A 24775-nucleotide genomic window follows, 5' to 3' on the forward strand; every position below is an offset into this window, starting at 1 on the left:
ATTGCGGGGCGTCTAGAACGATTACGGGGTCTGGCGCAGGCAGGCGGGCAGATCTTTGAGGTGGCGCGCGCCCAGCTGGCCCATGTTGGAAATCATGTCCTGGCGCAGGATATCCAGCACATGCGCCGCCCCCGGCTCGCCCATCGCGGCCAATCCGTAATGAAAGGCGCGTCCCAGCATCACGAAATCCGCGCCCAGCGCCAGCGCGCGCAAAACGTCCAGCCCGCCTTCGATACCGCTGTCGAAGATCACGGGCAGGGGGGTGGCCGCGCGGATCGCGGGCAGCGTTTCGATACTGGCAGGGCCGCCGTCGAACTGGCGGCCGGCATGGTTGCTGACCCAGATCGCATCGGCGCCTTCATCGGTCAGCCGGGCGGCATCATCGGCGCGCCCCACGCCTTTGACCACCAAAGGGCCGTCCCATGCATCGCGCAGGGCTTTGAAATAATCCCAATCGGGCGAGGTCCGCAAAAGATAGCCGATATGCTGGGTCGAGGGCAGGGTGCCTTTGACCTGGCTATAGCTTTCCATCAGCCGCAGCCGTGGCATGCCGGTGCGCCGGATCCCCATCAGCCAGGCCGGACAGCGCGCCGCCTGCAAGGCCAGCCGCGGCGTCAGTTTCGGTGGCTGCGTCAGCCCGCCCCGCGTTTGCCGTTCGCGCCGCGAGGCGACGGGCACATCGACCGTCAGGACCAGCGTGTGAAAACCCGCGCCCTTGGCCCGGTTCAGGATATCATCCCGGATCACCGGATCGCGCGGCGGGTAAAGCTGGAACCAGCCCTGATCGCCCGCATGAGGCCCGACATCTTCGGGCAATTGGCTGGCGACGGTGGAAATTGTATAGGGGATCGCTTCGCGCGCCGCCATGCGCGCCAGCATCTGTTCCGCGCCCGGCCAGATCAGCCCCGACATCCCCAAAGGGGCGATGCCGATCGGCAATGGGTAATCGCGCCCCAGCAGATTGGTGGACAGATCGGGCGTAAATTCGCCATGCAGGATCGAGGGGGTCAGCAATACCTGATCAAGCGCTGTGCGGTTGCGCTTTTGCGTGGCCTCAACTCCTGTGGCGCTGTCGAGATATTCCCAGACGAAATGCGGGATACGCGCGCGGGCGCGGGTCTTGAGGTCTGAAATCGCGGGATATCTTGCATGGGCGTTCATGCCCGGACGTTAGGAGAGTTTTCCCGCCATTTGCAATGGCTGGGAGGCCTCCGGCGGGGATATTTTTGCTCGGAAGATGGGATGGAACGGAAGTAGAACAAGGCTTTTCATGGGGCATCGTTGGCGCTATGTCTGGGGGATGAGTGATTATTCCGAAGATGACGCCTTTGAGGCGGCGGTCCCTTTGAGCCAGCGCGCCATGGCGCGACCGGCGATGCCCTATCTTGACGGGCTGAACCCCGCACAGCGCCAGGCAGTGGAAACGCTGGACGGGCCTGTGCTGATGCTGGCAGGCGCGGGGACCGGCAAGACCAAGGCGCTGATGACGCGTATCGCTCACCTTATTTTTAAAGGTCGCGCAAATCCTGATCAGGTTTTGGCTGTGACCTTCACCAATAAGGCTGCCAAGGAAATGCGGGCGAGGCTCGAGAAAGAGCCCTTCGGCATCGAAACACCAATGAGATGGATGGGCACTTTTCATTCAATCAGCGCGAAATTGCTGCGCCGCCACGCGGAATTGGTCGGCCTGCAATCGAGTTTTACCATTCTGGACAGTGATGACCAATTGCGGCTGCTCAAACAATTGGTGGTGGCCTCGGATCTGGATGAAAAGCGCTGGCCGCCGCGCATGCTGGCGGGGATCATCGATGGCTGGAAGAACAAGGCGCTAACGCCTGACAAGGTGCCTGTTGCGGAAAGCGGCGCTTTTGATGGCAGGGGCGTGGATCTTTATGCCGCCTATCAGCGCCGGCTGCGCGATCTCAATGCTGTCGATTTCGGCGATATCCTGCTGCATATGGTCACGATTTTCCAGACACATCCCGATGTGCTGCACCAATATCAGACGCGGTTTCGCTATATTCTGGTGGATGAATATCAAGATACCAATGTGGCCCAATATCTCTGGCTGCGCCTGCTGGCGGCGGGGCATAAGAATATCTGCTGTGTGGGTGATGATGACCAGTCGATCTATGGCTGGCGCGGCGCCGAGGTCGGCAATATCCTGCGGTTCGAGGCGGATTTCCCCGGCGCCCATGTAGTGCGGCTGGAAGAAAATTACCGGTCCACCCCGCATATCCTTGCCGCTGCTTCTGGGGTGATTGCCGCCAATAAAGGGCGCTTGGGCAAGACCTTGTTCACCTCCGTCAAAGAGGGCGAGAAGGTCCGCCTGATCGGCCATTGGGATGGCGAGGAAGAGGCCCGCTGGATCGGCGAGGAGATTGAAGCCAGCCAGCGTGGCACCCGTGGCATGGCGCCCTTGGGGCTGGACAATATGGCGATCCTTGTGCGCGCCAGCCACCAGATGCGCGCTTTCGAGGATCGGTTCCTGACCATCGGCCTGCCCTACCGCGTCATCGGGGGGCCGCGATTCTATGAACGAATGGAAATCCGCGATGCGATGGCCTATTTCCGGCTGGCCGTGTCGCCCGCCGATGATCTGGCCTTTGAACGCATCGTGAATACGCCAAAGCGGGGCTTGGGTGACAAGGCGGTTCAGACGATCCAACGGACCGCCCGCGCCAATGACGTGCCGCTGGTTGAAGGCGCGCGGCTGGTCTGCCAAGGGCGGCTGCTGGGCGGGAAAGGGTTGAAAGAGCTGACCGAATTGGTCGCAGGTCTGGACCGTTGGCATGCGCAGGTCCGCGCCGAGGCGGATACCCATGTGGAACTGGCGGAGATGATCCTCGACGAATCCGGCTACACCGGGTTTTGGCAGAATGACAAGACGCCAGAGGCGCCGGGCCGGCTTGAAAACCTCAAGGAACTGGTCAAGGCGCTGGAGAATTTCGAGAATCTGCAAGGGTTTCTCGAACATGTCAGCCTGATCATGGACAATGAAACCGAGGAGCAGGGCGAAAAGGTCAGTATCATGACCCTGCATGCGGCCAAGGGGCTGGAATTTCCCGCCGTATTCCTGCCGGGCTGGGAAGACGGGCTGTTCCCCTCGCAGCGGTCTATGGATGAAAGCGGGCTGAAAGGGTTGGAGGAAGAGCGCCGCCTGGCCTATGTCGGCATCACGCGCGCCGAAGAGCTATGCACCATCTCTTTCGCCGCCAACCGCCGGGTTTATGGCCAATGGCAATCGCAGATGCCGTCGCGGTTCATCGACGAATTGCCCGCTGATCATGTCGAGGTGCTGACCCCGCCCGGTCTTTATGGCGGCGGTTACGGGGCGGCGGGGATGGCGGCCAGCGCCTCGCCCGCGATCATGGGGGCGGCGGGGTCGGATCTGCACCAAAAGGCGCATGATGCCGATGTCTATAATTCACCGGGCTGGCGGCGGTTGCAGACCCGCAGCCAGCAGCGCGGCATGGCCATGCCGTCCGAGGCGCGCAACATGACCATCGACGCCACCGCCATATCGGCCTTTTGCGTGGATGAAAGGGTGTTTCACCAGAAATTCGGCTATGGCAATGTGCTGGCAATCGAAGGTGACAAGCTCGAAATCGCGTTTGACAAGGCGGGCACCAAACATGTGGTGGGCCGTTTCATCGTCAGCGCCGATGCGGCGGATGATGTGCCGTTCTAACCCAGCAGCATCGGCCAAAGTGACGCGACCAGCAGCAAAGCCATGCTGATGTTGAACACCCGCAACCGGCGTGCCGTGCCCAGCCAGCGGCGTAGCTGCACCCCGATCCAGGCCCAGATCGTGACAGCGGGCAGGTTGGTCGTGGCGAAAATTCCTGCCACCATCAGCGATCCCAGAACCAACCCGCGGTCTTGCGGCGCATAGGCGCTGATCGCGGTTGTTGCCATGAACCAGGCCTTGGGATTGACCCATTGAAACGCGGCGGCCTGCAAAAAGGTAAACGGCTTGCCGGTGACTTGCTTCATCTCGGGCGGCACTGCATTGGCGATTTTCCACGCCAGCCACAGCATATAGGCGGCGCTGACGATCTTGAGCAGGATGTTCAGCGCGGGATAGGCCAGAAAGACCCCCAACAGCACAACGCCGACCATGAAGACCATGAACGCATGCCCCATCGAGATGCCCAGCATATGCGGCACCGTCCGGCGCAGCCCGTAATTGGCCCCCGAGGCCATCAGCATCACGTTATTCGGCCCCGGCGTGACCGAGGAGGCAAAGGCAAAGCCGACAAGGGCGATCAGGATTTCATAGGTCATCGCGCAATAATAGTGGGCAGATCGCGCAATGTAATTGCCAAGTTGCGCCATTGCGGGTTATTTCTGCAACCTATGACGCAAAGTGACCAGATAAACGCGCATATATTGCGCATCCTGTCCCGCGATGGCCGGATCAGCAATCTGCAACTGGCCGAACAGGTCGGGCTGTCAGCCTCGGCCTGCCTGCGCCGGGTGCAGGATCTTGAACGCAGCGGCGTGATCAAAGGCTATCGCGCGCGGCTTGATCCCGCGCAGACCGGCCGCGCCTATGTGGTCTATGTCGCGGTGGGGCTGTCGGAACATACAAAGGCCGCGCAGGCGGGGTTTGAACGCGCGATGCAAGGCGCGCCACAAGTCACCGAATGCCACAATGTCGCGGGTGCGTTCGAATATATGCTGCGGGTCGAGGTCGCCGATCTGCCTGCCTATAAAGCGTTCCACACCGATATTCTGGGCACCGTGCCGCATGTGCGGTCCATCACCAGCTATATGGTCATGGGGTCGCCGAAAGATACGCGCGCCTAAGCCTTTCGACTTCTTTTTTCCAAAAATACTCCGGGGTGAGCCCCGGATTTGATCCGGGGCGAGGGGCAGCGCCCCTGCAACCGCGCATCAAGAACAACCGCGCATAAAAAAACGGCCATGCCCGGGAGGAGGTGGACATGACCGTTCTTTTTATCAGCGCCTCCTTGCGTCTCGGGAGGAGAAGAAGCAAGGCGCGTCCTCGCCAACTTTGCCCGGGAGGAGGTGGGCGCCATCGGCGGTATCATCGGTCCCAACCCGGGAGGAGGTGGGCGGTCCCGAAACTTGTTTCATAAAGCGGCGGCACCCGGGAGGAGGTGGATGCCGCCGCCTTAATCATGACCCCGTACCCCGGGAGGAGGTAGGGCGTGGGGTCTGTCAGATCTGCCTTTTCAGGGAGGAGGCGGCAGATCCGATTCTTGAATTACTTGCCGTAGGCGGCTTCCATGGCGATGCCCCGCAATGCGGCGCGCGACAGGCCCAGATCAGCCAGGTCGCGGTTGGACAAGGATTGCAATTCCCGCAGCGTGGTCAGAAAGACTTTGCGCTTGGCCATCTTGTCGGACAGGGTGGCATGGACACCGGACAAACGGTCCATGAAGGGGATGCTTGCTGGAAGCGTGATGTTAAATGATGTCATGTCACTACTCGTTTCGTCCTGGTGGTTGCGGCAGGCTTGCCGTTCTCTTGTGACCATCATGTAAGATAATGCTGCGCCTGCACAATGGCTGATCAGTCAATGCTGCTATGCAGAAAATGCATAAGTTATGCTGACCTAAAGTCATCTGACTGTTACAAATTTGGGCAGGTAGGGCTGTGCTCTTGCGTCTTGCCCAAAACGTGCCAGAAGTTGACCGAAAAAGAGGCGTATTTGAAAAGGAACACGCGCATGGCCGCAACCCGAGACACCATCATGACCGCCCTTGCCCGCATCGCGCTGCCAGAGGGCGGCGATCTTGTCGGGCGTGACATGATCCGCGCGCTGACGATTGACGCAGGCAAGGTCAGTTTCGTGATCGAAGCCGAAAGCCCCGCTGCGGCGGCGCGGTTGGATGGCTTGCGCCGGGCGGCCGAACAGGTCGTGCTGGCCTTGCCCGGCGTCGACAGCGTCACCGCCGTGTTGACCGCGCATGGTCCCGCGCCGAAACCGGCAGAGCCGCCCCAGCTCAAGATCGGGCGTCATCCGACCCCGCAGGTCGGCCCTGCCAAGGTCAGCGGCGTGGACCGCATTCTGGCCATCGGGTCGGGCAAGGGCGGCGTGGGCAAATCGACCGTTTCGTCGAACCTTGCTGTCGCATTGGCGCGGCAGGGGCGGCGGGTCGGTCTGCTGGATGCCGATATCTATGGTCCCAGCCAGCCGCGCATGATGGGGGTGAACAAACGTCCGGGCAGCCCGGATGGCAAGACGATCATTCCGCTCCAGGCGCATGGGGTGACGATGATGTCCATCGGCCTGATGATGGACCCCGACAAGGCCGTGGTCTGGCGCGGCCCGATGCTGATGGGCGCGCTGCAGCAGATGCTGGGGCAGGTGGCTTGGGGCGAACTTGACGTCTTGCTTGTCGATCTGCCCCCCGGCACCGGCGATGTGCAGCTGACCCTGTGCCAGCGCGCCGAACTGACCGGGGCCATCGTGGTCAGCACGCCGCAGGATGTGGCGCTGCTGGATGCGCGCAAGGCGCTGGATATGTTCAACACGCTGAACACGCCGGTGCTGGGCCTGATCGAGAATATGTCCACCTATATTTGCCCCAATTGCGGGCACGAGGCGCATATCTTCGGCCATGGCGGTGTCGCCGCCGAGGCCGACAAGATCGGTGTGCCGTTCCTTGCGGCTTTGCCCATCGACCTTGATACCCGGCTGGCTGGCGATGCAGGCACGCCGATTGCGGCAGGATCTTCGCCCATGGCCGAGGCCTATGCCGCCATCGCCCGCCGTCTGGTCGCGGGTGGCATGGCGTGATCATCCGCCTCGCCACAAAGGCGGATTTCCCGGCGCTCTGGCCGATCCTGCGCGATGTGTTTCGCGCGGGCACGACCTATGCCGTTGATCCCGCGATCAGCCGGGACGCGGCCTATGACTATTGGATGCAACAGCCCGCCGCGACCTATGTGGCGCTGGCGGATGATGCTGTTGTCGGCACCTATTACCTTCGCACCAACCAGCCCGGCGGCGGCGCGCATATCTGCAATTGCGGCTATATCGTCGCCCCTGCGGCGCGCGGGCAGGGGCTGGCGGCGCAGATGTGCCTGCATAGCCAGGACCAGGCCCGCGCGATGGGCTATCTTGCGATGCAGTTCAATTTCGTGCTGGCCAGCAATGCGGGCGCGCTGCGGCTGTGGCAGCGCTTGGGCTTTGCCACGATCGGCACGATCCCCGATGCATTCCGGCACCCCGAACAGGGGTTTGTCGCGGCGCATGTGATGCACAAACGCCTGACCTGACGCACTGCCGGGAATTCATGGAATCAATCACATATCCGAATCATTTTCGTGAGGTGTATGTGAAGATTGCCCCGGATCACGTTGCAAACCGGGTGCCAAAACCAGAAAAAGCGCGGTTTTTCAGCATCAGGCCCGAAACGCGGATTTCTCCTCTATCTAGTGGTCCATTTCACGGCAGCCCCAACATCTGTGCAAATTTTGCCAGCGCCGACGCCAAATCACCGCGTTTGCGGCGGCCGACTGCCCATCAAGTTCCATGAAATCCCAGAAAATGCTTGATCACAGCATCGCGCGATGGCAAAACGACTGCACGGTGATGACGGACAAGACTTCAAAGGGGCAGCTCAAGAACCCCAACCGGCAAAAGCAGGTTTCATACAGGCTTCGGCATCACTTCAAAAACGATCCGGCGCGTGAGCGAGCAGACATCCCCCCAGGTGGCACGCGCAGTCGGACTTTCCCAGCAATGGGACGAGGGCGGCGGATTGTGCAGTGGCAGCAGCACAATCCGCCGTTTTCACATCCGGATGCGATGTCCGGGCGACAAGGTGAGGCCGAGGGCGTTGGAACTGAATTTCACGGGCGAACACACCCAAAAGGTGGACAGCAAGGGGCGCATGTCGATCCCGGCTGATTTTCGTCGCGTGCTGGAATCCGGTGACCCCGAATGGACCCCTGATCGCACGCCGCGCATGTATCTGCTTTATGGTGACCACCTCAAGAACCAGCTGCAAGGGTATAGTGTGGCCGAATTCGGCAAGGTCGTGGCGCAGATCAATGCCCTGCCGCGCGGGTCCGAGCGCAAGCAGATCCTGTCGCGCCTGATCATCGGCCAGTCGATCCGTCTGGATGTCGACAAGGATGGGCGCACCGTGATGCCGATCAAGCAGCGCCAGAAACTGGGCATCACTGATGGCGAGCTGACCTTCAGCGGCCTTGGCGATCATTTCGAGATCTGGAAAGCCGAAAGCTATGACAGCGATGTTTCCAGCACGTTGACAGCCTATCTTGCGGACAAGCCCGAAGGCTATGATCCGCTGATCCTGCTGGACGGATAGGGTCGCCATGTCCGCTGCCGCAGATCAGACCCCGCATATCCCCGTGCTGATCCGGCCCTTGATCGGGGCGGTCAGCCCGGTGTCGGGGCGCTGGCTTGATGGCACATTCGGCAATGGTGGTTATACCCGCGCGCTCTTGGCTGCGGGCGCGGATCAGGTCATTGCGGTGGACCGTGATCCGCTGGCATTCCAGATGGCCGCCGATTGGGTCGCGGATTATGGCGACCGGATCGTGATGCAGGAAGGCGTGTTTTCGCAGCTTGATACCTATGCGCAGGATCTGGACGGCGTGGTGCTGGATCTTGGGGTCAGTTCGATGCAGCTTGATCTGGCCGAACGCGGCTTTTCTTTCATGCGCGACGGCCCGCTGGATATGCGCATGTCGCAATCGGGCCTGTCGGCGGCGGACCTGTGCAACACGGCAGACGAGGCTGAACTGGCCGATATCATCTATCTTTACGGTGAAGAACGCGCCTCGCGCCGGATCGCCAAGGCGATTGTCGCCGCCCGGCCGGTGACCACGACGGGCCAGCTGGCCAAGATCGTCGAAAGCTGCCTGCCGCGCGCCAAACCGAACCAGTCGCATCCCGCCACCCGGAGCTTTCAGGCGCTGCGGATCGCGGTGAATAATGAATATGGCGAATTGGCCGAGGGGCTGATGGCCGCCGAACGCGCGCTGAAACCCGGCGGGCAGCTGGCTGTCGTGACCTTTCATTCGGTCGAGGACCGGATGGTCAAACGGTTCTTGCAGGCAAGGTCCGGCAATATTGCCAATGCCAATCGCTATGCACCGGAAACTGCGCAGATCACCCCCGCCTTTCGCATCGAAAAGCGCAAGGCGATCGGGCCGGATGATCAGGAATTGGCCGAAAATCCGCGGTCACGCTCGGCCAAGCTGCGGGTCGCGATCCGCACCGATGCGCCCGCGCAAAGCCTTGATCCGGCCGATCTGGGCATGCCGATGATGCGCAAGAAAGGGGGCCGTTGATGCGGGGCTTTCTGTTTGTTTTCGCGGCTGTGGCGGTCATTGCTTCGGCGTTCTGGGCCTATCAGGAAAATTATACCACCCAGGCCGCCGTGCGCGAGGTGCGCGGGCTTTATACCGAGATTGGCGCCGCGCATGACCGGTTGCAGATGCTGCGCGCGGAATGGGCCTATCTGAATCGGCCGGACAGGCTGGCGGATCTGGCCGATCTGAATTTCGACCGGCTGGGCCTGTTGTCCTTGCGGCCAGAGGCTTTTGGGCAGGTGGACCAGATCATCTATCCGATCCCGCCGATCCTGCCGATCACCGATCCGATCGAGATTTCAAACGACACGCTTGACCTTGACGAGGAGCCTTTGTGATGCGCACGCCGCTGCGGCCTCTGGCCCGGATCCTCAAGGCCCGCGAAACGGGCGAAAACCCCGATATGATCGAGGCTGAAAACCGCGCGCGCCGCCATGCTGCCGCGCAGGACAAGGCCCGCAGCCGTGCCGAAGGGCGCTTGCTGTTGCTGGGGCTGATGTTCTTTTGCGCTTTCATCGTGATCGCGGGCCGCATGGGCACGCTGGCCTCATCTGTCCCCGAAGAGCCGCGCGCCGCCGCCGAAGGCAATCCGATCATCGGCCAGCGCGCCGATATCGTGGACCGCAACGGGCGTTTGCTGGCGACCAATCTGGATACATTCTCGCTTTATGCGCATCCGCGCCAGATGATCGACCCCGCGCGCACCGCGTCCCAGCTGGCGGCGATCTTTCCCGAAATGGATGCTGACAGGCTGCTGGCCAATTTCACCGGCGAAAGGCGCTTTTTGTGGCTGCGTCGCCAGATGAGCCCCGAACAGATGCAGGCCGTGCATGATATCGGCAGCCCCGGCCTGCTGTTTGGTCCGCGCGAAATGCGGCTTTATCCGAATGGATCATTGGCCGCGCATATCCTTGGCGGCGCGCGCTATGGCCGCGAAGGCGTGTCCAGCGCCGAGGTGATTGGCGTGGCTGGCGTGGAACGCCAGTTCGACACTTTCCTGCGCGACCCCGCCAATGAGGGCGCGCCGCTGCAATTATCCATCGACCTGTCCATTCAAGCTGCCACCGAACGGGTGCTGGCCGGCGGCATGGCGCTGATGAATGCCAAGGGGGCCACGGCCGTCCTGATGGATATCCATTCGGGCGAGATTATCGCCATGGCCTCTTTGCCCGATTTCGACCCCAACAACCGCCCACAGATCGCTACCACGGGCGACCAGTCCGACAGCCCGCTGTTCAACCGCGCGGTGCAGGGGGTCTATGAGCTGGGATCGGTGTTCAAGATCTTTACCGTCGCGCAGGCGATGGAACTGGGCCTTGTCACCGCCGATACGCTGATCGACACCACCAACCCGCTGACCTGGGGCCGGTTCCGGATCCGCGATTTCCGCAATTACGGGCCGCAGAACAGCGTCACCAATGTGATCGTGAAATCCTCTAATGTCGGCACGGCGCGGATCGCGATGCAGATCGGCGCGGATCGGCAGCGTGCGTTCCTCGACCAGCTGGGCTTGCTGCGCGCGACATCGGTCGAAATGATCGAAGCCCCGACCGGCACGCCCTTGTTGCCGCGCAACTGGTCGGAAATCTCGACCATGACGATTTCCTATGGTCATGGGCTGTCCTCCTCGCCTGTGCATCTGGCGGCGGCCTATGCGGCGATGGTCAATGGCGGCACGCGGGTTGAACCGACACTGCTGCGCAACCCCGACCCGCAACCCGGCCCCCGCGTGATCAGCGCGGCTGTCAGCCGGGCGATGGTCGATATGCTGCGCGATACCGTGACCCAGGGCACTGCCTCGATGGGTGATGTCGCGGGCTATCAGGTCGGCGGCAAGACCGGCACCGCCGACAAGCCGCGCGCCGCGGGCGGCGGCTATTACGAGGACAAGGTCATTTCCACCTTTGCCGCGGTGTTTCCGGCCAGCGATCCGCAATATGTGCTGATCACCACGCTGGATGAACCGGTCGAGACATCCGGCAGCGAGCCACGCCGCACCGCAGGCTGGACCGCCGTGCCCGTCGCCGCCGAGATCATCCGCCGCACCGCCCCTTTGCTGGGTCTGCGCCCGCAGATGGACATGGACGAAGCTGTCGGTGTAACACTCACCTCGAACTAAAGGGGCATGTGATGACGACATTGACGGCGCTGGGATTGACGGCAGCGCAGGGGCGCGACGCAACCATCACTTCCCTGGCCGTGGACAGCCGCGATGTGATCAAGGGCAGCCTGTTCGCCGCCCTGCCGGGGGCCAAGGTCCATGGCGCGGAATTCATCCAATATGCGCTGCGCATGGGCGCTGCCGCCGTGCTGACCGATGCCGCAGGCGCGCGGATCGCTGCCGATGTCTTGGCCGCCAGCGATGCCGCGCTGATCGTGGCCGAAGACCCGCGCCAGACGCTGGCGCAGACAGCATCGCTGTGGTTCGGGGCGCATCCGGGGACGGTCGTCGCCGTGACGGGGACCAATGGCAAGACATCGGTGTCCAGCTTTTGCCGCCAGATCTGGGAAGCAATGGGGCTGGCAGGCGTGAACCTTGGCACCACCGGTGTCGAAGGCGCCTGGGCCTATCCGCTCAAACACACAACCCCCGAACCCATCACCCTGCACCGCGTGCTGGCCGAGGCCACAGGCCAGGGTGTCACCCATGTCGCGATGGAAGCATCGTCGCATGGGTTGGATCAGCGTCGCTTGGATGGCGTGGTGCTGGCGGCGGCCGGTTTCACCAATTTCACGCAGGACCATCTGGATTATCACGGCACGTTCGAGGCTTATTTCGCCGCCAAAATGGGTCTTTTCACCCGCGTTCTGGCCGAGGATGGCGTGGCCGTTGTGAACCTCGATGATCCTAAGGGGCCTGTCGTCGCCGCCCTTTGCACCCAGCGCGGTCAAGAGGTGATCGGCGTCGGGCGCAGCGATGATGCCCGCCTGCGCCTGACTGGTCAGCGGTTCGATGCCACGGGGCAGGACCTTTTGTTCACATGGCAGGGCCGCCCGCATCATGCGCGTCTGGCGCTGATCGGCGGGTTTCAGGCCGAAAACGTACTGCTGGCGGCTGGGCTGGTCATCGCCGCAGGGGCTGATCCGCTCGAGGTCTTTGCCGCCTTGCCGCATCTGGGCACCGTGCGCGGCCGGATGGAACTGGCCGCGACCCGCGCCAATGGGGCGGCGGTCTTTGTCGATTACGCCCATACGCCCGATGCCGTGGAAACCGCGCTGAAAGCGCTGCGCCCGCATGTCATGGGCCGGATCGTGGCGATCATCGGTGCAGGCGGCGACCGCGACAGCACCAAACGCCCTTTGATGGGCGCGGCAGCGGCGGAATTTGCCGATAGCGTGATCGTGACCGATGATAACCCCCGCAGCGAAGACCCCGCCAGCATCCGCGCCGCCGTGCTGGCCGGTGCGCAGGGCTGCGACAGCCTGTCCGAGGTCGCCGACCGCGCCGAGGCGATCCTGCGCGGCATCGACATGTTGCAACCGGGCGATGCGCTGCTGATCGCGGGCAAGGGCCATGAAAGCGGGCAGATCATTGGCGATACGGTGATGCCTTTTGACGATGTCGAACAGGCCAGCGTCGCCGTCGCAGCCTTGGAGGGACGCATATGAGCGCGCTTTGGACCGCCGCCGATGCCGCTACCGCGACGGGCGGTGCCACCAGCGGTGACTGGACCGCGACAGGCGTGTCGATCGACACCCGCAGCTTGCAAAAGGGCGATCTGTTCGTGGCTTTGACCGATCAGCGCGACGGGCATGATTTCGTCGCCATGGCGCTGGAAAAAGGCGCTGCTGCCGCTTTGGTCAGCCGCCGCCCTGATGATGTGCCTGCCGATGCGCCTTTGCTGATCGTGCCAGACGTGCTGGCCGGGCTAGAGGCGCTGGGCATCGCCGCGCGCGCCCGCAGCACAGCCAAAATCGCGGCAATCACCGGATCGGTGGGCAAGACATCCACCAAGGAAATGCTGCGTACCGTGCTGGGCCGCCAAGGCAAATGCCACGCCGCCGAGGCATCTTATAACAACCATTGGGGCGTGCCGCTGACGCTGGCACGGATGCCCGCCGATGCCGATTTCGCCGTGATCGAGATCGGGATGAGCAATCCGGGCGAGATCACGCCCCTGTCGCGCATGGCCCGCCCGCATGTGGCCATGGTCACCACCGTGGCGGCGGCGCATCTGGCGTCATTCGAAAACCTTGCCGGGATCGCGCGCGAAAAGGCCACCATCGTTGACGGGCTGGAACCGGGCGGGATCGCGGTGCTGAACGGCGATGTCGAAACGACGGCGATCTTGCAGGACCGCGCGCGACAGATCGGCGCGCAGATCGTGCTGTTCGGCGAAAATTCTGGTGCATGGCGGGTCAATGACCTGCGCATCGGGCGCGATGTCACGGTGATTGGCGCAGGCTCTCCGGGGCATGATTACCTGTTCAAACTCTCGGTGCCGGGGCGGCATTTCGGGTTGAATGCGGTGGGGGTGCTGGCGGTTGTCGCAGCCCTTGGGGCCGATCCTGTCGCAGCCTCGCTGGATCTGGCGCTTTGGGTGCCGCCTGCGGGGCGCGGCACGCGCGAGATCTTGCAGCTTGATCCGGCCAATGAATTCGAAACGCTCGACCTGATGGATGATGCGTTCAACGCCAACCCGACATCGCTTGCCGCCGCGCTGGAGGTGATCGCCGCCGGCCAGCCGCGCGACGGGGTGGGCCGGATCGTCAAGGGACGCCGGGTGGCCATTCTGGGCGATATGCTGGAACTGGGTAGCGAAGAGGTCGCGATGCATGCCGCCATGGCGCAGAACCCGCATTTGCAGCAGCTTGACCTGATCCATTGTGCCGGGCCCTTGATGCGGCATCTATGGGAGGCTTTGCCGCAGGGCAAACGCGGCCAATGGGCCGCCACCGCAGCCGAGCTTGCCGCGCAGGCCACGCGTTTGGTCGACACCGGCGATGTGGTGCTGGTGAAAGGGTCAAAAGGCAGCAAAGTATCGCTGGTCGTTGACGCGATCCGCAAACTGGGGCATCGCCGCGGTGATGAATAACAGGACCACATCATGTTTTATTGGCTGACGGCACTTTCGGATGGCGGCGACGTCTTCAACCTGTTCCGCTATATCACCTTTCGTGCCGGTGGGGCCTTTCTGACCGCGCTGATCTTTGGTTTCATCTTTGGCCGCCCGCTGATCAATGTGCTGCGCCGCAAGCAGGGCAAGGGCCAGCCGATCCGCAGCGACGGCCCCGAAGGCCATTTCGCCAAGGCGGGCACGCCGACCATGGGCGGGCTGTTGATCGTGGGCGCGCTGACCTTTTCCACGCTGCTATGGGCGCGGCTGGACAATCCTTTCGTCTGGATGGTGCTGTTCGTCACCCTGTCCTTTGCCGCCATCGGTTTTGCCGATGATTATGCCAAAGTGTCCAAGCAGAATACTTCGGGCGTGTCGGGCAAGCTGCGTATCCTGCTGGGGATCACGATTGCGGGCATCGCGGCCTATTGGGCGGCGCAATATCATCCCGATGATCTGACCAACCAGCTGGCGGTGCCGATCTTCAAGGATACACTGATCAATCTTGGCCTGCTCTTCGTGCCTTTCGCGGTGATCGTGATCGTCGGCTCTGCCAATGCGGTGAACCTGACCGATGGTCTGGACGGTTTGGCGATCATGCCGGTGATGATCGCGGCAGGCACTTTCGGGGTGATCGCCTATGCCGTGGGGCGGGTCGATTTCACGCAATATCTGGATGTGCATTACGTCCCCGATACCGGCGAATTGCTGATCTTCACCATGGGTCTGATCGGCGGGGGCCTTGGGTTTTTGTGGTATAACGCGCCGCCCGCCGCTGTCTTTATGGGCGATACCGGATCGCTGGCCTTGGGCGGCGCGCTGGGGGCCATTGCCGTGGCCACCAAGCACGAGATCGTTCTGGCCATCGTCGGTGGTTTGTTCGTGGTCGAGGCTTTGTCGGTGATCATTCAGGTCTTGTATTTCAAACGCACCGGCAAGCGGGTGTTCCTGATGGCCCCGATCCATCACCATTACGAAAAACAAGGCTGGTCGGAACCGCAGATCGTGATCCGCTTCTGGATCATCGCGCTGATCCTTGCGATGATCGGTCTGGCAACACTGAAAGTGCGGTGATCCGATGATTCCAGTGCAGGGTTTTGCCGGCAAAAGCGTGGCGGTGCTGGGGATGGGCCGGTCGGGGCAGGCTGCGGCGCGGGCCTTGCAGGCCGGTGGCGCGCAGGTCGTGGTCTGGGATGACGGACAGGCCGGGCGTGATCTGGCCGAAGCCGCAGGGCTGGTCTTGCGCGACCTGACCAAGCCCGCATCCTATGCCGGCATCACAGCCCTGATCGTCAGCCCCGGTATTGCCCATCTCTACCCTGCGCCGCATCCTGCCATCGCCGCTGCCTGGGCCGCAGGCGCGCCGGTCGATAATGATATCGGGCTGTTTTTCCGGTCTTTTGCGACGGATGATTGGGACGGCTTTGCCACCACCCCCCGCGTCGTTGCCGTGACCGGATCGAATGGCAAATCCACCACCTCGGCGCTGATCCATCACATCATGGCCGAAAGCGGACGTCCGGCGCAGCTGGCGGGCAATATCGGGCGCGGCGTGCTTGATATCGACCCCGCGCGCGATGGCGAGGTTGTGGTGCTGGAACTCTCTTCCTACCAGACCGATCTGGCGCGCGCGATGACGCCCGATGTGGCGGTGCTGACCAATCTGACGTCCGATCATCTGGACCGGCACGCCGGGCATGGCGGGTATTTCGCCGCGAAACGGCGGCTTTTTGCCGAAGGCGGTCCCGACCGTGCGGTGATCGGTGTCGATGAAAACGAAGGCCGCTATGTCGCCAACCAGCTGTCCCAAGGACCGGGCGACGACCGTGTGGTGCAGGTCTCATCAGGGCAGAAACTGACCGAGGCCGCTTGGTCGGTTTTCGCGCGCAAGGGGTTTTTGGCGGAATACCGGCATGGCCGGCAGGTCGGGTCCATCGATCTGCGCGCGATTGCGGGCTTGCCCGGTGCGCATAACCATCAAAATGCCTGTGCCGCTTATGCGGTCTGCCGCACGCTGGGTCTTGGCCCGCGCACGATCGAGGCGGCGATGCAATCCTACCCCGGCCTGCCGCACCGCAGCCAGCTGGTCGCGGAACGCAATGGCGTGCGTTTCGTCAATGACAGCAAGGCCACGAATGTCGATAGCGCGGCCAAGGCGCTGCAAGCCTTTGCGCGGATCCGCTGGATCTGTGGTGGCTTGCAGAAAGACGGCGGGCTGGACGCGTTGTTGCCGCATCTGCCCCATGTCGCCAAGGCCTATGTCATCGGCCGCGAGGCGGCGGATTTCGCCCGCCAATTGCCGGGCATTCCGGCCGAGATTTGCACGACCATGGCACAGGCCGTCGCGCTTGCCGCCGCCGAGGCCGAACCGGGCGATGTGGTGCTGCTGGCGCCTGCGGCGGCCTCTTTTGACCAATATGACAATTTCGAACAGCGCGGTGCGGATTTCATCGCCTGTGTGGCCGCGCAGATTGCGGATCAGCCCGGCTAGGCGGCAAAGCCTGCAACGAATTGTTTACGCTTTGGCCTGTAGATGTGCTGAGTTCACCAGCACAGGTTTGCCCGCATGTCCGATACAGTCGATCAGGTTTTGACGAAATTCGATCTTGACCGCGATAGCGTCAGGACCGCCGGATTGCATGTCTTGCCGCTGCTGGATCAGGTGCTGGATCATTTTTACGATTTCGCCGCATCGGATGGTGATACATTGCAGTTCTTTTCCGACCGTGCGCTGATGGCCCATGCGCGCCATGAACAAAAACGGCATTGGGCCTTGCTGTTGTCGGGGCGGTTCGATCAGGCCTATCTGACATCGGCTGACCGCTTGGGCCGGGTGCATTTCGATATCCAGGTGCCGTTTCTGCTGTATATTTCGGGCTATAGCCATGCGACATCGCAGATCCAGTCACTGCTGCTTGGCAATGCACGCGGGGTGACCCGTGCCGCGCGCCGCGCGCAGCTGGCCCATGTTCTGCCGCTGCTGACCCGGGTCTTTGGGCTGGATATGCATTATGTGATCAAGGCCTATTTTGCCGCGCAGACGGATGAACAGACCCGCGCTTTTGATCATATCCGGACAGGGATTGACCGCGCGCAGGCGATCCCCGATCCGACGGCCAGCGGCTATCCCGCCCGCTATGATGATATCCGCCTGGCGTTCAACGGGTTGATCGGGACGTTCCGCGATGTGCTGGGCCGTATCCAGACGGCCAGCGCGACGATTGACCAGCATGCGCAGGAAATGACCGTCGCGGCAGAGGATCTGTCGCGCCGGACCGAAACGCAGGCCGCGACCCTGGAACAGACGGCAGCGGCGGTCGAACAGATCACCGTCACCGTGCGGTCCTCGGCCGCGGCCACGGTGGAAACCGATCAGGTCGTGGCCCAAGCCCAGAATAACGCCGTGCGGGGCAATGATGTCGTGCAACAAAGCGTGCAGATGATGCGTGATATCGCCCAGGCCTCGGCGCAGATTACCGCCATCGTCACGGTGATCGACGATATGGCGTTTCAGACCAATCTTCTGGCCCTGAACGCCGGGGTAGAGGCCGCGCGCGCAGGCGATGCCGGGCGCGGTTTTGCTGTTGTCGCGTCAGAGGTGCGCAATCTTGCCCAAAGGGCATCCGAATCCGCCAAGGAAATCAAGGTCCTGATCCAAAGAAGCACCGATCTGGTCGATCATGGCGTGCAATTGGCCGATCAGGCCGGCGCCGCGCTGGGCAGTATCGTGACCGAGGTTGGCCGCGCCAGCGTGCTGATGTCGCAGGTCGCCAGTTCCTCGCAGGAACAATCAACCGGGCTGAGCGAGATCGCAACCGGCGTGGCCCAGCTGGATCAGGTGACGCAGCATAATGCCGCCATGGCCGAGCAGACGGCGGCCGCGATCACCTCGATGCAGCATTCGGCGCGCGCCTTGACGCAGCTGGTCAATGAATTCGTCCAGCAGGATCTGACCCGCGCGGGGGCGGCTGCGGCGCGCGCTGCCTAGGGTGGGTCAAGACCCACCTTACCCCTGCCGGATCGCCTGGCCTGCCGCCCAGCCAGAGGACCAGGCCCATTGAAAATTATACCCGCCCAGCCATCCCGTCACATCGACCGCTTCGCCGATGAAATACAGGCCGGGCACGGATTTGGCCGCCATTGTCTGCGACGACAGGGCATCGGTATCGACGCCGCCCAGGGTGACCTCGGCGGTCCGGTACCCTTCGGACCCGGACGGCGTGATCTGCCAATCCGCCAAAGCGGCGCAAAGCGCGGCAAGGCGCGCATCGCTTTGATCGGCCATGGTCCCGGTCAATTGCATCCCCCCGGCCAGGTAATCGACCAGCCGCGCGGGCAGATACAGCGCCAAGATCGTGGTCAGCGCCTTGCGCGGATCGCTGCGCCTATGGCCTTGCAGGGTGGCCAGCAGATCGGTGCCCGGCGTCAGGTTCACGCTGATCGGATCGCCCTCGGCCCAATAGGATGAGGCCTGCAGCACCGCCGGTCCCGACAGCCCGCGATGGGTGAAAAGCAGCGCCTCGTCAAAGCCAGTACCGCCCGCCGTGACCCGCACTGGTGCCGCCACCCCGGCCAGCGGCTTGAAACGTTCATCCGAAAAGGTCAGCGGCACAAGGCCCGGACGCGGTGTCACCAAGGGCAAGCCAAAGCGGGCCGCGATCTGATAGCCAAGCCCGGTCGCCCCCATCTTGGGGATCGACTTGCCGCCGCTGGCCACCACCAGGTTGCGGGCCGTCACCGCCATATCGCGCCCCTCGCGGGTCAGCGTCACGGTAAAAGCGCTGCCATCATGGCCGATCTCGCCGATCTGCGTGTCTAGCCAGAGCCTGGCCCCGGCACGCGTCATTTCGGCGCGCAACATGGCGATGATATCCTTGGCCGATGTATCGCAGAACAATTGCCCCAGCGTCTTTTCATGCCAGGGAATGCGGTGCGCCTCGACCAGCGCGATGAAATCCCATTGCGTATAGCGCCCCAGCGCGGATTTCGCGAAATGCCGGTTCTGGCTGATGAATTGATCGGCGCTTGTGTGCAGATTGGTGAAATTGCACCGCCCGCCGCCTGAAATGCGGATCTTTTCGCCCGCCGCGCGCGCATGGTCCACGACCAGCACGTCCGGCCCCGCATGGGCCGCGCACATCATGCCCGCAGCACCGGCACCGATGATCAAGGTCTGCACTTTCATGCCCCGCGATGTCGCGCGGATCGCCGCCGGGCGCAAGAGCGCAGTTTTGCGGTAGAATCACGCGCAAATGCGGTCTATGCTGGGGGCAGACCCGGAAAACGGGCGATCGAGGCAAATTGGCGGTGATCCATGACGGAAATGGTCTATGGCGCGGTTCCGGTGCGGTCCGGCGACGCAGTTCTTCCACGTTGGTGGCGGACGATTGATAAATGGACCTTGTCCTGTGTGCTGATCCTGTTCGGGATCGGGCTTTTGCTGGGCTTTGCCGCATCGCCACCGCTGGCCGCCAAGAACGGGCTGGAGCCGTTTCATTATGTGATCCGCCAGACCGTCTTTGGCGGCACGGCCATCGTGGTGATGATCATCGTGTCGATGATGTCGCCGGTGATGGTCCGCCGCCTTGCAATCTTGGGGTTTTTCGCGGCTTTCGTGTCGCTTTTGCTGCTGCCGGTCTTTGGCACCGATTTCGGCAAGGGGGCGACGCGCTGGTATTCGCTGGGTTTCGCATCGGTGCAGCCTTCGGAGTTTCTCAAGCCCGGTTTCATCGTCATGACCGCCTGGCTGCTGGCCGCATCGACCCAATTGGGCGGCCCGCCGGGCAAGCTTTATTCCTTTGTTCTGACAATGATGGTTGCGCTGCTTTTGGCGTTTCAGCCTGATTTCGGGCAGGCGGCGCTGATCATGTTCGCCTGGGGGGTGATGTATTTCGTGGCAGGCGCGCCGATGACGCTGCTGATCGTGCTGGCTGTGGCGGTGTTTTTCGCAGGCACGCTGTTTTATGCCAATTCCGAACATTTCGCCCGCCGGATCGACGGGTTTCTCTCGCCCGATGTGGACCCGACAACGCAGCTGGGCTTTGCCACCAATGCGATCCGCGAGGGGGGCTTTTTCGGGGTCGGCGTGGGCGAGGGGCAGGTCAAATGGTCGCTGCCTGATGCGCATACCGATTTCATCATCGCTGTCGCCGCCGAGGAGTACGGGCTGGTCTGTGTCGTGGTGATCATCGCGCTTTATGCCACCATCGTCGTGGGGTCGCTGTTGCGCCTGATGAAGGAACGCGATCCGTTCATCCGGTTGGCCGGAACGGGGCTGGCTTGTATCTTTGGCGCACAGGCGATGATCAATATGGGCGTGGCTGTGCGCCTGCTGCCTGCCAAGGGGATGACCTTGCCTTTCGTATCCTATGGCGGTTCCTCGCTGATCGCGGGCGGGATTGCCATCGGCATGCTGCTGGCCTTCACCCGGTCGCGCCCGCAAGGCAAGATCGGCGATATCCTGATGCGGCGTGCCAACCGATGAAAGCACCGCTGTTGATCATCGCGGCCGGTGGCACGGGTGGGCATATGTTCCCCGCGCAGGCCTTGGCCGAGGCGATGCTGGCGCGCGGATGGCGCGTGAAACTCTCGACCGATGCGCGCGGCGCGCGGTATACCGGCGGCTTTCCCGCTGCGGTCACGGTCAGCACGGTGGGCAGCGCCACTTTCGCCCGGGGCGGTCTGGCGCAAAAGGCGCTGGTGCCCTTGCGCATCGCCGGTGGCATTGCGGCTGCCAAATGGCGGATGCTGCGCGACCGGCCCGCGGTTGTCGTGGGCTTTGGCGGCTATCCGGCGATCCCGGCAATGACCGCCGCCTGGGCCTTGCGCATCCCGCGCATGATCCATGAACAAAACGGCGTGCTGGGGCGCGTGAACCAGATTTTTGCGCGGCGTGTCGATCAGGTCGCTTGCGGGACATGGCCGACCGCGCTGCCGGCGGGTGTGACCGGCATCCATACCGGCAATCCGGTGCGCGCGGCGGTGCTGGACCGTGCGGGCGCGCCCTATATTGCGCCGGGCGATTATCCGATGGCGATCTTGGTGCTGGGCGGATCGCAGGGCGCGCGGATCATGTCCGATGTCGTGCCTGCCGCCATCGCTGCCTTGCCGGATCATCTGCGCGGCAATATCCGCGTCAGCCATCAGGCAAGGGCCGAGGATATGGACCGCGTGGTGCATTTCTATGCCGAGGCCGGTGTTTCCGCCGATGTGCAGAGCTTTTTCACCGATATCCCCGCAAGGATGAGCGAGGCGCAATTGGTCATCTCCCGCTCTGGCGCGTCCACAGTGGCCGATGTCAGCGTGATCGGACGCCCCGCGATCTGGGTGCCATTCGCCGCCGCGCTGCGGAATGAACAGACCGCCAATGCGCGCCAGCTGGTGGATGCAGGTGCCGCGCTGATGATGACAGAGCCGCAATTTGACGCGCCCACCTTGACGATGGCGCTGCAAAACCTGCTGTCAGATGATGCGCTGGCGGCGGATATGGCGACCAAGGCCGTGCAATGCGCCGTGCCGGACGCCACGGACCGGCTTGTGCAATTGGTTGAAAATCTGGCAGAGGCGCGCAAAAGATGATGGATGGGACCCCGGTGATGAATGCAGCAACCAAACTGCCCCTTGATGTGGGGCCGATCCATTTCGTCGGTATCGGCGGCATCGGCATGTCCGGCATCGCCGAGGTGCTGCTGAACCACGGCTACCGCGTCCAAGGGTCCGACCTGAAGGCGACCAAGATCACCGACAGGCTGCGCGCGCTGGGCGCTGTCATCTTCGAAGGCCAGCGCGCCGAGAACCTGACTGGGGCCGAGGTTGTCGTGATCTCATCCGCGATCAAGCCGGGCAATCCCGAATTGGATGCCGCGCGCGCCACAGGGCTGCCTGTTGTGCGCCGCGCGGAAATGCTGGCCGAATTGATGCGCCTGAAATCCAACGTGGCCGTGGCTGGCACCCATGGCAAGACGACGACAACCACCATGGTTGCGGCCCTGCTGGACGAAGGCGGCATTGACCCCACGGTGATCAACGGCGGGATCATCCATGCGTATGGGTCCAACGCCCGCATGGGGCAGGGCGAATGGATGGTGGTCGAGGCGGACGAAAGCGACGGCACCTTCAACCGCCTGCCAGCGACGATTGCCATCGTCACCAATATCGACCCCGAACATATGGAACATTGGGGCAATATCGAGAACCTGCGCAAAGGCTTCTATGATTTCGTCTCGAATATCCCGTTTTACGGTCTGGCCGTCTGCTGCACCGATCATCCCGAAGTCCAAGCGCTGGTGGGCAAGATCACCGACCGCCGTGTCATGACATTCGGGTTCAACGCGCAGGCTGATGTCCGCGCGATCAACCTGACCTACAAGGCCGGTGTCGCGCATTTCGACGTGGCCCTGCAATCGGAGGATCAGGTGATCACAGGGTGCAGCCTGCCGATGCCCGGCGATCACAATGTCTCCAACGCTTTGGCCGCTGTCGCCGTGGCGCGCCATCTGGGGATGAAAAAGGATGAAATCCGCGCCGCCTTGGCTGGTTTCGGGGGGGTGAACCGCCGTTTCACCAAAGTGGGCGAGGTTGGCGGCGTCACCATCATCGACGATTATGGCCATCATCCGGTGGAAATTGCCGCCGTGCTGCGCGCCGCGCGTCAGGCCACCACGGGCCGCGTGATTGCCGTGCATCAGCCGCATCGTTTCAGCCGGTTGTCGCATCATTTCGACGAATTCTGCGCCTGTTTCAACGATGCCGATGTCGTCGGTATCTCGGAAGTTTACGCCGCCGGAGAAGACCCTATTCCGGGCGCCAGCCATGCCGATCTGGTCGCGGGCCTGATCCGGCACGGCCATCGCCACGCCCGTATCGTCGTATCCGAGGATGATCTGGAACGCCTGGTCCGCGAACAGGCCAGGCCGGGTGATATGGTTGTCTGCCTTGGCGCGGGCACGATCAGCACTTGGGCCAATGGCCTGCCCGCAAGGCTGCAAGGCTGACCCATGATGGCCTCTGCATGACCCGCAGCCTGAATGCCGCCTGCCTGCCTTTGCTGGCGCAGGGCCTGTGGCGCGCGCGCTGATGGGCGGTTTCTGGATCATTGCGGGCATGGCAATCTGCGCTTTCTTGCCGTTTTTCATGCAGCTGCGCTGGGCGCGGGCGGGCAAATTCGGGCTTGTCCTGTCGGTTTTGGCGGTGCTGGGCGCGCTTGCGATGATCCTGCTTTACGCCACGGCCAGACCCTTCGGGCTGGATCCGGTGCAGGCCATGGCGATCTTGTTGCTGGGTGTCGTGCCGGCGGGGCTGGGCGGCGGGGCAGGGGCGCTTTTGGGCAAGCTGCTGCGCAACCGCGACGACCGAAAGTAACGTTGATCTTTACATCTGCGGCCGTTCTTGCGCAAAACACCCACCATAAGGATAGACCCGGTGATAGAGACCCTTCCCTGCGTGCGTGGCACATTGACGGCGGACCGGCCGCTGGCGGATCTGACATGGATGCGTGTCGGCGGCCCGGCGCAGGTCTTGTTCCAGCCTGCCGATACGGATGATCTGGCGGCATTTCTGGCTGCACTCGACCCGTCGGTGCCGGTCTTTACGATGGGGGTCGGCAGCAATCTGATCGTGCGCGATGGTGGCATTCCGGGCGTGGTGATCAGGCTGGGGCGGGGGTTCAATAGCATCACCATCGACGACAGCAGCGTGACTGCGGGGGCTGCGGCCTTGGACAGCCATGTTGCGCGCCGCGCGGCGGATGCCGGGCTGGATCTGACATTCCTGCGCACCATCCCCGGCAGTATCGGCGGCGCGGTGCGGATGAATGCGGGCTGCTATGGGTGCTATGTGGCCGATGTCCTGACATCGGTCCGCCTGATGCTGCGCGACGGGACCATGCACGACCTGCCCGCCGCCCAGCTGCACCTGGCTTACCGCCAAAGCCAGCTGCCCGATGGTGCCATCATTCTGGCCGCGACCTTTGCGCCGCCTGCGGGTGATCCGCAAGCGCTTGGCGCGCGCATGGACGACCAACTTGCCAAGCGTGACGCGACCCAGCCCACCAAGGACCGCACGGCGGGATCGACCTTTCGCAATCCGGCGGGGTTTTCCTCGACCGGGCGGGCCGATGATACGCATGAGTTGAAGGCCTGGGCCGTGATCGATGCCGCAGGCCTGCGCGGTGCCACGCTGGGCGGGGCGGTGATGAATACCAAACACCCCAATTTTCTGACCAATGCAGGCGGTGCAACTGCCGCCGATCTGGAAGATCTGGGCGAGATGGTGCGGAAAAAGGTTTACGATTCCCAAGGGATCACGCTAGAATGGGAAATCATGCGGGTCGGGTTGCGGCACGCGGATTAATGGTCGCAAAGACCGGCGCCTCGCACAGGGGCAATATAAATGACGGG

Annotated in this window: 24 protein-coding genes; 20 read left to right on the forward strand and 4 right to left on the reverse strand. The window is 62.8% G+C overall.

Annotated elements, in window-relative coordinates:
- Positions 1-21 precede the first annotated feature (21 nt).
- Positions 22-1161, reverse strand: coding sequence for an alpha-hydroxy acid oxidase (locus LOKVESSMR4R_RS04840; RefSeq protein WP_087206549.1), 1140 nt, complete (start codon positions 1159-1161; stop codon positions 22-24).
- A 139-nt stretch (positions 1162-1300) separates the two neighbouring features.
- On the opposite strand from LOKVESSMR4R_RS04840, the gene LOKVESSMR4R_RS04845 reads away from it, so the two are divergent.
- A complete protein-coding gene (locus LOKVESSMR4R_RS04845; RefSeq protein WP_087206550.1) occupies positions 1301-3691 on the forward strand; it encodes an ATP-dependent helicase in 2391 nt (796 codons plus the stop codon).
- Here LOKVESSMR4R_RS04845 and LOKVESSMR4R_RS04850 read toward each other — a convergent pair.
- On the reverse strand, positions 3688-4287 hold the full coding sequence (locus LOKVESSMR4R_RS04850; RefSeq protein ID WP_087212628.1) for a LysE family translocator: 600 nt from the start codon (positions 4285-4287) through the stop codon (positions 3688-3690). The two genes, LOKVESSMR4R_RS04845 and LOKVESSMR4R_RS04850, sit on opposite strands and share 4 nt — an antisense overlap.
- Before the next feature lie 72 nt (positions 4288-4359).
- Between LOKVESSMR4R_RS04850 and LOKVESSMR4R_RS04855 the strand changes: the two genes are divergently transcribed.
- Entirely contained in the window at positions 4360-4812 is a 453-nt protein-coding gene (locus LOKVESSMR4R_RS04855) for an Lrp/AsnC family transcriptional regulator (protein ID WP_087206551.1), read from the forward strand.
- A gap of 421 nt (positions 4813-5233) precedes the next feature.
- Here LOKVESSMR4R_RS04855 and LOKVESSMR4R_RS04860 read toward each other — a convergent pair whose 3' ends face one another.
- The gene (locus tag LOKVESSMR4R_RS04860; RefSeq protein WP_087206552.1) at positions 5234-5449 is read right to left on the reverse strand and encodes a DUF1127 domain-containing protein; all 216 of its coding nucleotides are present in this window, start codon (positions 5447-5449) and stop codon (positions 5234-5236) included.
- Between the two features lie 249 nt (positions 5450-5698).
- Here LOKVESSMR4R_RS04860 and LOKVESSMR4R_RS04865 point away from each other — a divergent pair, with 249 nt between their 5' ends.
- The 13 genes from LOKVESSMR4R_RS04865 to LOKVESSMR4R_RS04915 all read left to right on the forward strand — a co-directional run bounded on the left by LOKVESSMR4R_RS04865 (position 5699) and on the right by LOKVESSMR4R_RS04915 (position 18366).
- Complete coding sequence (locus tag LOKVESSMR4R_RS04865; protein WP_087206553.1) at positions 5699-6772, forward strand: Mrp/NBP35 family ATP-binding protein; 1074 nt, start codon at positions 5699-5701, stop codon at positions 6770-6772.
- Positions 6769-7254: a GNAT family N-acetyltransferase gene (locus tag LOKVESSMR4R_RS04870; protein WP_087206554.1), complete on the forward strand. Its 486-nt coding sequence runs from the start codon at positions 6769-6771 to the stop codon at positions 7252-7254. Before LOKVESSMR4R_RS04865 ends, LOKVESSMR4R_RS04870 begins: the two co-directional genes overlap by 4 nt.
- A 17-nt stretch (positions 7255-7271) precedes the next feature.
- Positions 7272-7514, forward strand: a complete 243-nt coding sequence (locus LOKVESSMR4R_RS20415) for a hypothetical protein (protein WP_204248723.1) — start codon at positions 7272-7274, stop codon at positions 7512-7514.
- Complete coding sequence (locus LOKVESSMR4R_RS20385) at positions 7511-7888, forward strand: hypothetical protein (RefSeq protein WP_162290715.1); 378 nt, start codon at positions 7511-7513, stop codon at positions 7886-7888. The genes LOKVESSMR4R_RS20415 and LOKVESSMR4R_RS20385 overlap by 4 nt, the downstream gene beginning before the upstream one ends.
- Positions 7872-8312: a division/cell wall cluster transcriptional repressor MraZ gene (locus LOKVESSMR4R_RS04875; RefSeq protein ID WP_237331906.1), complete on the forward strand. Its 441-nt coding sequence runs from the start codon at positions 7872-7874 to the stop codon at positions 8310-8312. Before LOKVESSMR4R_RS20385 ends, LOKVESSMR4R_RS04875 begins: the two co-directional genes overlap by 17 nt.
- Before the next feature lie 7 nt (positions 8313-8319).
- Positions 8320-9300, forward strand: a complete 981-nt coding sequence (gene rsmH, locus LOKVESSMR4R_RS04880) for a 16S rRNA (cytosine(1402)-N(4))-methyltransferase RsmH (RefSeq protein WP_087206556.1) — start codon at positions 8320-8322, stop codon at positions 9298-9300.
- Positions 9300-9659 (forward strand): cell division protein FtsL, encoded by a 360-nt coding sequence (gene ftsL / locus LOKVESSMR4R_RS04885; protein ID WP_087206557.1) that lies wholly within the window; start codon positions 9300-9302, stop codon positions 9657-9659. Before rsmH ends, ftsL begins: the two co-directional genes overlap by 1 nt.
- Positions 9659-11440, forward strand: coding sequence for a peptidoglycan D,D-transpeptidase FtsI family protein (locus LOKVESSMR4R_RS04890; protein ID WP_087212631.1), 1782 nt, complete (start codon positions 9659-9661; stop codon positions 11438-11440). The genes ftsL and LOKVESSMR4R_RS04890 overlap by 1 nt, the downstream gene beginning before the upstream one ends.
- A gap of 11 nt (positions 11441-11451) precedes the next feature.
- Positions 11452-12930: a UDP-N-acetylmuramoyl-L-alanyl-D-glutamate--2,6-diaminopimelate ligase gene (locus tag LOKVESSMR4R_RS04895; RefSeq protein ID WP_087206558.1), complete on the forward strand. Its 1479-nt coding sequence runs from the start codon at positions 11452-11454 to the stop codon at positions 12928-12930.
- On the forward strand, positions 12927-14357 hold the full coding sequence (locus LOKVESSMR4R_RS04900) for a UDP-N-acetylmuramoyl-tripeptide--D-alanyl-D-alanine ligase (RefSeq protein ID WP_087206559.1): 1431 nt from the start codon (positions 12927-12929) through the stop codon (positions 14355-14357). The genes LOKVESSMR4R_RS04895 and LOKVESSMR4R_RS04900 overlap by 4 nt, the downstream gene beginning before the upstream one ends.
- Before the next feature lie 12 nt (positions 14358-14369).
- A complete protein-coding gene (gene mraY, locus LOKVESSMR4R_RS04905; RefSeq protein ID WP_087206560.1) occupies positions 14370-15452 on the forward strand; it encodes a phospho-N-acetylmuramoyl-pentapeptide-transferase in 1083 nt (360 codons plus the stop codon).
- Positions 15453-15456: 4 nt separating this feature from the next.
- Entirely contained in the window at positions 15457-16869 is a 1413-nt protein-coding gene (murD, locus tag LOKVESSMR4R_RS04910; protein ID WP_087206561.1) for a UDP-N-acetylmuramoyl-L-alanine--D-glutamate ligase, read from the forward strand.
- A 75-nt stretch (positions 16870-16944) separates the two neighbouring features.
- A complete protein-coding gene (locus LOKVESSMR4R_RS04915) occupies positions 16945-18366 on the forward strand; it encodes a globin-coupled sensor protein (RefSeq protein WP_087206562.1) in 1422 nt (473 codons plus the stop codon).
- 18 nt (positions 18367-18384) lie between these two features.
- Here LOKVESSMR4R_RS04915 and LOKVESSMR4R_RS04920 read toward each other — a convergent pair whose 3' ends face one another.
- A complete protein-coding gene (locus tag LOKVESSMR4R_RS04920; protein WP_087212634.1) occupies positions 18385-19563 on the reverse strand; it encodes an NAD(P)/FAD-dependent oxidoreductase in 1179 nt (392 codons plus the stop codon).
- A gap of 129 nt (positions 19564-19692) precedes the next feature.
- Here LOKVESSMR4R_RS04920 and ftsW point away from each other — a divergent pair, with 129 nt between their 5' ends.
- From ftsW to murB, 5 genes are all read left to right on the forward strand, one after another.
- Positions 19693-20862: a putative lipid II flippase FtsW gene (ftsW, locus tag LOKVESSMR4R_RS04925; protein WP_087206563.1), complete on the forward strand. Its 1170-nt coding sequence runs from the start codon at positions 19693-19695 to the stop codon at positions 20860-20862.
- Complete coding sequence (locus LOKVESSMR4R_RS04930) at positions 20859-21956, forward strand: UDP-N-acetylglucosamine--N-acetylmuramyl-(pentapeptide) pyrophosphoryl-undecaprenol N-acetylglucosamine transferase (RefSeq protein ID WP_087206564.1); 1098 nt, start codon at positions 20859-20861, stop codon at positions 21954-21956. The genes ftsW and LOKVESSMR4R_RS04930 overlap by 4 nt, the downstream gene beginning before the upstream one ends.
- 17 nt (positions 21957-21973) lie before the next feature.
- A complete protein-coding gene (gene murC, locus LOKVESSMR4R_RS04935; RefSeq protein WP_087212637.1) occupies positions 21974-23371 on the forward strand; it encodes a UDP-N-acetylmuramate--L-alanine ligase in 1398 nt (465 codons plus the stop codon).
- Between the two features lie 67 nt (positions 23372-23438).
- Complete coding sequence (locus tag LOKVESSMR4R_RS04940) at positions 23439-23738, forward strand: UDP-N-acetylmuramate--alanine ligase (RefSeq protein WP_237331907.1); 300 nt, start codon at positions 23439-23441, stop codon at positions 23736-23738.
- A 60-nt stretch (positions 23739-23798) separates the two neighbouring features.
- A complete protein-coding gene (gene murB / locus LOKVESSMR4R_RS04945) occupies positions 23799-24728 on the forward strand; it encodes a UDP-N-acetylmuramate dehydrogenase (protein ID WP_087206565.1) in 930 nt (309 codons plus the stop codon).
- Positions 24729-24775: the final 47 nt, after the last annotated feature.

It is taken from the genome of Yoonia vestfoldensis, assembly GCF_002158905.1.
Taxonomy (GTDB): domain Bacteria; phylum Pseudomonadota; class Alphaproteobacteria; order Rhodobacterales; family Rhodobacteraceae; genus Yoonia; species Yoonia vestfoldensis_B.

Excerpts from the sequence above, each read along its gene's own strand:
- LOKVESSMR4R_RS04840 (WP_087206549.1), bottom strand. The coding sequence starts at position 1,161 with ATGAACGCCCATGCAAGATATCCCGCGATTTCAGACCTCAAGACCCGC.
- LOKVESSMR4R_RS04845 (WP_087206550.1), top strand. The coding sequence starts at position 1,301 with ATGAGTGATTATTCCGAAGATGACGCCTTTGAGGCGGCGGTCCCTTTG.
- LOKVESSMR4R_RS04850 (WP_087212628.1), bottom strand. The coding sequence starts at position 4,287 with ATGACCTATGAAATCCTGATCGCCCTTGTCGGCTTTGCCTTTGCCTCC.
- LOKVESSMR4R_RS04855 (WP_087206551.1), top strand. The coding sequence starts at position 4,360 with ATGACGCAAAGTGACCAGATAAACGCGCATATATTGCGCATCCTGTCC.
- LOKVESSMR4R_RS04860 (WP_087206552.1), bottom strand. The coding sequence starts at position 5,449 with ATGACATCATTTAACATCACGCTTCCAGCAAGCATCCCCTTCATGGAC.
- LOKVESSMR4R_RS04865 (WP_087206553.1), top strand. The coding sequence starts at position 5,699 with ATGGCCGCAACCCGAGACACCATCATGACCGCCCTTGCCCGCATCGCG.
- LOKVESSMR4R_RS20415 (WP_204248723.1), top strand. The coding sequence starts at position 7,272 with ATGGAATCAATCACATATCCGAATCATTTTCGTGAGGTGTATGTGAAG.
- LOKVESSMR4R_RS20385 (WP_162290715.1), top strand. The coding sequence starts at position 7,511 with ATGAAATCCCAGAAAATGCTTGATCACAGCATCGCGCGATGGCAAAAC.
- LOKVESSMR4R_RS04875 (WP_237331906.1), top strand. The coding sequence starts at position 7,872 with ATGTCGATCCCGGCTGATTTTCGTCGCGTGCTGGAATCCGGTGACCCC.
- rsmH (WP_087206556.1), top strand. The coding sequence starts at position 8,320 with ATGTCCGCTGCCGCAGATCAGACCCCGCATATCCCCGTGCTGATCCGG.
- ftsL (WP_087206557.1), top strand. The coding sequence starts at position 9,300 with ATGCGGGGCTTTCTGTTTGTTTTCGCGGCTGTGGCGGTCATTGCTTCG.
- LOKVESSMR4R_RS04890 (WP_087212631.1), top strand. The coding sequence starts at position 9,659 with ATGCGCACGCCGCTGCGGCCTCTGGCCCGGATCCTCAAGGCCCGCGAA.
- LOKVESSMR4R_RS04895 (WP_087206558.1), top strand. The coding sequence starts at position 11,452 with ATGACGACATTGACGGCGCTGGGATTGACGGCAGCGCAGGGGCGCGAC.
- LOKVESSMR4R_RS04900 (WP_087206559.1), top strand. The coding sequence starts at position 12,927 with ATGAGCGCGCTTTGGACCGCCGCCGATGCCGCTACCGCGACGGGCGGT.
- mraY (WP_087206560.1), top strand. The coding sequence starts at position 14,370 with ATGTTTTATTGGCTGACGGCACTTTCGGATGGCGGCGACGTCTTCAAC.
- murD (WP_087206561.1), top strand. The coding sequence starts at position 15,457 with ATGATTCCAGTGCAGGGTTTTGCCGGCAAAAGCGTGGCGGTGCTGGGG.
- LOKVESSMR4R_RS04915 (WP_087206562.1), top strand. The coding sequence starts at position 16,945 with ATGTCCGATACAGTCGATCAGGTTTTGACGAAATTCGATCTTGACCGC.
- LOKVESSMR4R_RS04920 (WP_087212634.1), bottom strand. The coding sequence starts at position 19,563 with ATGAAAGTGCAGACCTTGATCATCGGTGCCGGTGCTGCGGGCATGATG.
- ftsW (WP_087206563.1), top strand. The coding sequence starts at position 19,693 with ATGACGGAAATGGTCTATGGCGCGGTTCCGGTGCGGTCCGGCGACGCA.
- LOKVESSMR4R_RS04930 (WP_087206564.1), top strand. The coding sequence starts at position 20,859 with ATGAAAGCACCGCTGTTGATCATCGCGGCCGGTGGCACGGGTGGGCAT.
- murC (WP_087212637.1), top strand. The coding sequence starts at position 21,974 with ATGAATGCAGCAACCAAACTGCCCCTTGATGTGGGGCCGATCCATTTC.